The organism is Megamonas sp. Calf98-2, assembly GCF_900110235.1.
GTDB classification, from domain to species: domain Bacteria; phylum Bacillota; class Negativicutes; order Selenomonadales; family Selenomonadaceae; genus Megamonas; species Megamonas funiformis.
This window is the reverse complement of sequence record NZ_FOCY01000021.1, coordinates 45,212-51,531: the sequence shown is the minus strand read 5'-3', so window position 1 is coordinate 51,531 and position 6,320 is coordinate 45,212. Positions and strand designations below refer to the sequence as shown.

Here is a 6,320-nt window from a genome sequence, read left to right as displayed (position 1 = left end):
AAAAGAGAATATCTGGTGACGATGCCTAAATGGTTCCACCTGTACCCATACCGAACACAGTAGTTAAGCATTTAGAGGCCGAAAGTACTTGCATGGAGACGTGCTGGGAGGATAGGAAGTTGCCAGTTAAGAAAAAGCACTGAATACTTCAGTGCTTTTTTCTTTATATTTTATGAATAATTATTGACAACTCATTAAAAATTTTGCATAATATTTCCATAGAAAAATATTGAATTCGTCATTTTAGACTATAACTTTTTCTGTTTCTGAATAAAACAGAGGAGTTATAGTCTTTTTATTTTATAAAAATTAAAAAAATGGAGGAGCAAATTTATTTATGGAAAAACTTTTGTGGAAAGAGAAATTATCTTATGGAATAGGAGCTTATGGAAAAGATTTTATTTATAATATGATAGCTGCTTTTCTGATGATTTTTTATACTGATGTTGTTGGTGTATCATTAATTTTTGTGAGTACTTTATTTTTAGTGGTTCGCATTGTAGATGCTATTACTAATCCTTTTATGGGTTGGCTTGTTGATAATACAAAAACTAAATGGGGAAAATTTCGCCCTTGGATTTTAATAGGAACAATAATAAATTCTTTCGTTTTAATTCTATTATATTTAAATCCGGCAACTTTTTTACAGGGAATTTTGATAAATGTCTGGTGTATTGTTACATATCTATTATGGAGTCTTACATATACCTTGATGGACGTGCCTTTTTGGGCAATGATACCGGCATTTTCAAATGATGCTAAGGTTAGAAATGAAATTTCTATGTTATCTAGATTATTTGCGACTTTTGGTGGTCAAATGATGTCTACAATTGGTTTATTAGTAATCGCTTGTTTAGGTGTGAATATGGGAGCTAGTGAAAGTGATGGCTATTTGAGATTTGCCGTGATTGTAGCTGTTGTATTCAATATTTGTGAAATAATATGTGTAAGAAATGTTAGTGAACATGTAGTTATAAAAAATAAAAGAGATATTAAACTTAGTGAAGTATTGAATTTTTTGAAGGAAAATGATCAATTATTAATTATTATTTTTATGACGATATTACAGCAAATTGCAGTATTTTTATGGACTGGAATGAATATTTATTTTTTCAAATATGTAGTTTGTCATGAAGAATGGTTTTCTATTTTTGGCATAGTTAATTTTATTGTTGGCTCTATAGGTTTGATAGCTTTTCCATCTTTAGCAAATAAATTTTCACGAAAAGTAGTTTATATTTTATCTGCTGTTTTATTAGTTTTAGGTTTATTGGGTATGTTTTTTGTTGGCGATGACCACAAAGCAAGTGTTGTTTTATTTTTTAGTGTAGCTAGTTTATTTTGTTTAGGAAATGCTTTGGCTGGTGTATCAACTACAGTGATGTTAGCAGATACAGTTGATTATGGTGAATATAAATGTGGTGTTAGAAGTGAAGCAATAGTTTTTTCGGTGCAAACTTTTACAGCAAAATTTGGTTCAGCTATAGCTGGCTTTATAGGGGCAATGGTTTTATCTTTAGTTGGTTATGTACCAAATGTAATGCAAACTGCAGATACGATATTAGGTCTTAGATTAATGATGTTTGTGGCGTCTGCTTCATTATTTATTATTATTTTATTTATCTATCTTAAATTTTATAAATTAAATGGAAGTTTTTATCAAAATATCTTAGATGAATTAGTTATAATGCGTAAAAATAATAATTAGCAAATTGACAGAAAAAATTTTTTTTGATAATCTATTATAAGTAAATTTGCCATGAAAAAGGGCTATAGATTTTGCTGTTTCTGAATCAAACAGCAGTCTATAGCCTTTTTATTTTTAGTTTTAGGAGGTTTTTTTATGAATATTGGTTGGATAAAAATTATAGGAGCAACTTTTTTTGAATTAATCTGGGTAACTGGTTTAAAATATGCTGTATTACCTGTGGAGTGGGCAATAACAATTTTAGCTATCTTGGGTTCTAGTTATTGCTTAATTACAGCAGGTAATACACTTCCCGTTGGAACAGCATATTCTGTATTTGTAGGATTAAGTGCAATTGGTACTATTTTAGTTGAATTTTTAGGTTTTGGTATTTTTCCTAGTTTTTGGCAATTATTATTTATTATTATTTTGATTTTAGGTGTTATTGGCTTGAAATTATTGAATGAAAAAGTAGAAAGATGAGATGATTGATTATGGAATGGATTTATGTTGTTATTGCAGGACTTTTAGAAGTTTTAAGTATAAATTATATGAATAAGTGGCAATTAGTTAAGCATTTAGGGTTAAAAAAATCTGGAATTTTAATTATAAAAATGGTATTAGCTTTTGCTACAAGTTTATTATTATTAAATTTAGCCTTGAAAACTTTACCAATGAGCATTACATATGCAGTATGGTCAGGAATTGGTTCAGTAGGTGGTGTTTTGGTGGGAATTATTCGTTATGGTGAAAGTGCAAATTGGAAAAGACTTGTTTGTATAGCAATGATTTTATCTTCTGTTGTTGGTTTAAAATTAGTTTCTTAAGATTTTATATATTGTAGATTGCGGATATGAGTGAGAAATTTAAAATATTTATTTACGATATTGATGCATTTACCAACAAATAAAGCAGAGATAATAGTACCAATGCCGATACCATTTAATTCGCCAAAGAAGATAAAGGATAATATACAAGCAATTACTATCAAAGTTATATCAAAGTAGATTTTTACTGTACCAAATTTTATTTGTGGCTTTTTCAAAGCAATGACTAAAGCTAAAGCACGGACAACGCCTTCTCCAGGAACAACAATTACATTAGGAGCGACTTCAATAGAAATTCCTATTGCTAAAATAAAGCAACCAATAAAAAGCAATATTAATTTTACGATAAGGGTTTCAGGCTCAAAGGCTGATAGTAAATTCATGCTAACATCAATGAAGAAACTAAATATGATATTGGCTACTATTTGTAAAAATTGTATAGGTTCAAAATCACGGCGTAAAAGTGCTATTTCAATTAAGATAAAAATTATATTGAAGATGAAGGTCGTTAAACCAAAGCTGAAATCGGTATATTCAAGGCTAAAAATATAAGGAATAGATGATATTTGTGAGGTACCTAAATTACTTTTGGTGATAAAAGCTATGCCAAATGAATTTATAATAATACCTAAAAAGAAATAAAAATAACGTAGAGATATGACTTTCAAGATTATTCCTCCTCTAAATTTTTGATTATTGTATTAAGTGTTTTTAAAAGATGTTGTTTTTCTTGAGGTGGAATGTTTTTTAAGGCTTTATCATCAATGCTAAAGCAAATTTCTTTTACTTTATGAGCCATTTGAAGACCTTTTTCAGTCAGATAGATATAAGCAGAACGTTTATCTGTAGAATGTGCTTTTCGCGTAATTAAACCATCTTTTTCCATGCGAACTAATAAACTGGTGATAGTTGATTTGTCTAAGACGCAATAGTTACTTATATCTTTAGCTATAGAGCCATTATGTTCTAAAAGATATTCTAAAATTTTGGGTTGACCAGGTAAAAGCTTTAATGACGAAATCTTTTGGACAATATTTTTGTTACTATGATGAAAACTTTTTAATAAAAGAAAATGCAATTCGTCAGATAACATTTTATTACCTCCAGTATAGTTTGAAATCAAACTATATTATAGAAAGCTATAAATTGAATGTCAACAAATAATATAAATATCCTACTAGACAGAAAATAGAAGTATAGATATAATATATCAGTATTTTTAGTAAGAGGTGATAATATTTTGAGTGTAAAAGAACAGGATTTGAATTTACTTCAAGTGGGGAAAAAAGAACAATATGCAGCTAGAATAATATTTTTTGTTGCAGGTTTTGGTATATCTACATGGGCACCAATGATACCGATTATAAAGGAACGTTTACAAATTGGCGCTGATATATTGGGTTTATTGTTATTATGTATTGGTGTAAGTTCTTTTTTGATGATGCCTATAGCTGGATTGTTTGCACAAAAATTTGGCTGTAAAAAAGTTTTGCGTGTTATGGGTTTGTGCATGGGTGTAGAAATTATAATATTATCCATGTTACCTAATATTTATATGTATGCTATCTTTTTATTTGTTTTAGGTGCTATAGGTGGTATATTGAATGTAAATATGAATATTCACGCAGTAATCGTAGAAAAACTTTCCAAAAAACGCATGATGTCTGGTATGCATGCTTTATGGAGTGTAGGTTGTTTTGCTGGAGCTGGTTTATTTAGTATTTTGGCCAAATTAGGTTTAGGTATTAGTCAAATAGCAATTATACATTGTATTATTATTTTCATGATTATTTTTGCTTTCAGTAGATATTTCTTACCGTATAAAGGTGCTAGTAATGGTAAAGCTATCGCTATACCAAAAGGGATTGTAACTTTATTTGGAGTTTTAGCCGTTATATCCTTTTTGGGTGAAGGTGGTATGATGGACTGGAGTGGTGTATTTTTGACAGAAGCTAAAGGTGTAGATTTATCTTTAGCTGGTGTTGGTTATGCAGTATTTTCAGCAGCGATGCTCATTGGTCGCTTGATTGGTGATAAAGTAGTACAAAAATTAGGTGAACAGCGCGTTGTTATTTTTGGTGGAATAGTAGCAAGTATAGGATATATAATTTCTATTGTTTTTGATAATTTCTTTATGATGCAATTTGGTTTTATTCTTCTTGGTTTTGGAGCTGCAAATATTGTTCCTGTAGTATTCACTTTATTGGGTAGACAAAAAGAAATGCCCATAAATTCAGCAGTAACAGCTGTTACTAGTATGGGTTATTTAGGAGTAATGTTTGGTCCTGCGCTATTAGGTTTTATTGCTCATGGGATTGGTATTGTAACAGTATTTTGTATCTTAGCTGGACTGTTTATTTTGCAAGCAATAGTGTCTTCTTATGTATTTAAAGTTTTAAATTAAATATAATAAAAATAAACCTTGTATAGCTAAAAAAAATTAGGCTATACAAGGTTTTATTATTATAGCTTTTTTTATTAATTTCATATAATATGATATGTATATATAGGAGTTTATCTAAAATAAAAAAAAGAAAAGAGGTTTATTTGTGAGTTTAGAAGACAAAGAGTTAATGCAGTTTAAGGTCGGTAAAAAAGAACAATATGCAGCTAGAATGGCTTTTTTTATACCAGGTTTTGCCATTTCCACATGGGCGCCTATGATACCTATGATTAAAGAACGTTTACATATTGAAGCAGATATTTTGGGATTATTATTATTGTGCATAGGTATAAGTGCTTTTATTGTTATACCGATTGGCGGTCTTTTAGGCAAAAAATTTGGTTGTAAAAAAGTGATGGTTACTACAGGTAGTTTATTTGCGATAGTATTAGTAGCGTTGTCTTGTTTACCTAATGTTTGGTCATATGCTATTTGTTTGATTGTAGTAGGCGCTATTATGGGTTGTATAGAAGTTTGTATGAATATCAATGCTGTTGTTGTTGAAAAATTATCGCAAAAACGCATGATGTCTAGTATGCATGGTTTTTGGAGTGTTGGTTGTTTTTGTAGCGCTGGCTTATTTAGTATTTTAGCTAAGATGGGACTTGATGTATTTTTTATAGCAATTATTCATTGTTTAATAATTTTAGCTATTGTAATTTTCTTTGGCAGATATTTTTTAGATTATAAAAGTGCTAATAGTGAAAGTGCGATTGCTATTCCTAAAGGAATTGTTGTTTTATTCGGCATTTTAGCATGTGTGAGCTTTTTAGGCGAAGGTGCAATCATGGATTGGGGCGGTGTATTTTTAGCTGAGGTAAAAGATGTAGAATTATCTTTAGCTGGTGTAGGATATGCTGTTTTTTCTGTAGCAATGCTTATCATGCGTTTAATTGGGGATAAAGTAGTACAATTTTTAGGCGAGGAAAAAGCTGTAGTATTAGGAAGTAGTTTAGCGGGATTAGGATTTTTATGGATAATTATTATAGATACTTTCTATTTAATGTTGATTGGTTTTGTTTTACTTGGTTTAGGAGCTGCAAATATTGTGCCTGTATTATATAGTTTGTTGCAATATCAAAAAGATATGCCAATAAATGCTGCTGTTACAGCAGTAACTTGTATGGGTTATACAGGCGTTATATTAGGGCCTGCTATCTTGGGATTTATCGCTCAAGGAATAGGAATTATATCCGTATTTTATTTATTGATGATTTTATTTATCATACAAGTTGTTATGGCAAAATATGTATTTAATAGATTAAAATGATTATAAGCAAGAAAAAGATATTCTAGTGAGAATATCTTTTTTTTATATAAAATTATGTTGTTTTATATTGATTTAGGTTAATTTATGACTTAT

7 protein-coding genes and 1 rRNA gene are annotated in these 6,320 nt (G+C 29.5%); 6 read left to right on the top strand and 2 right to left on the bottom strand.

The genetic code is table 11. The features are described 5' to 3' along the window. Window positions 1-11 precede the first annotated feature (11 nt). The 4 genes from rrf (at window position 12) to BMX03_RS07635 (ending at window position 2,514) form a co-directional block, all read left to right on the top strand. Window positions 12-128: ribosomal RNA gene (gene rrf / locus BMX03_RS07650) — 5S ribosomal RNA — on the top strand. Window positions 129-337: 209 nt separating this feature from the next. Continuing rightward, on the top strand, window positions 338-1,708 hold the full coding sequence (locus BMX03_RS07645; protein WP_022227914.1) for a glycoside-pentoside-hexuronide (GPH):cation symporter: 1,371 nt from the start codon (window positions 338-340) through the stop codon (window positions 1,706-1,708). Between the two features lie 135 nt (window positions 1,709-1,843). Beyond that, complete coding sequence (locus BMX03_RS07640; RefSeq protein ID WP_008539081.1) at window positions 1,844-2,170, top strand: DMT family transporter; 327 nt, start codon at window positions 1,844-1,846, stop codon at window positions 2,168-2,170. An 11-nt stretch (window positions 2,171-2,181) separates the two neighbouring features. After that, window positions 2,182-2,514: a DMT family transporter gene (locus BMX03_RS07635; protein WP_008539080.1), complete on the top strand. Its 333-nt coding sequence runs from the start codon at window positions 2,182-2,184 to the stop codon at window positions 2,512-2,514. Here the strand turns inward: BMX03_RS07635 and BMX03_RS07630 are convergent. Then, a complete protein-coding gene (locus BMX03_RS07630; protein WP_091694689.1) occupies window positions 2,511-3,182 on the bottom strand; it encodes a YczE/YyaS/YitT family protein in 672 nt (223 codons plus the stop codon). The two genes, BMX03_RS07635 and BMX03_RS07630, sit on opposite strands and share 4 nt — an antisense overlap. A gap of 2 nt (window positions 3,183-3,184) precedes the next feature. After that, window positions 3,185-3,607, bottom strand: coding sequence for a MarR family winged helix-turn-helix transcriptional regulator (locus tag BMX03_RS07625; RefSeq protein WP_091694686.1), 423 nt, complete (start codon window positions 3,605-3,607; stop codon window positions 3,185-3,187). A 147-nt stretch (window positions 3,608-3,754) separates the two neighbouring features. On the opposite strand from BMX03_RS07625, the gene BMX03_RS07620 reads away from it, so the two are divergent. Both BMX03_RS07620 and BMX03_RS07615 read left to right on the top strand, forming a co-directional pair. Continuing rightward, window positions 3,755-4,918, top strand: coding sequence for an MFS transporter (locus tag BMX03_RS07620; protein ID WP_091694683.1), 1,164 nt, complete (start codon window positions 3,755-3,757; stop codon window positions 4,916-4,918). Window positions 4,919-5,063: 145 nt separating this feature from the next. Then, on the top strand, window positions 5,064-6,227 hold the full coding sequence (locus BMX03_RS07615; RefSeq protein ID WP_022228709.1) for an MFS transporter: 1,164 nt from the start codon (window positions 5,064-5,066) through the stop codon (window positions 6,225-6,227). The last annotated feature ends 93 nt before the right edge of the window (window positions 6,228-6,320 follow it).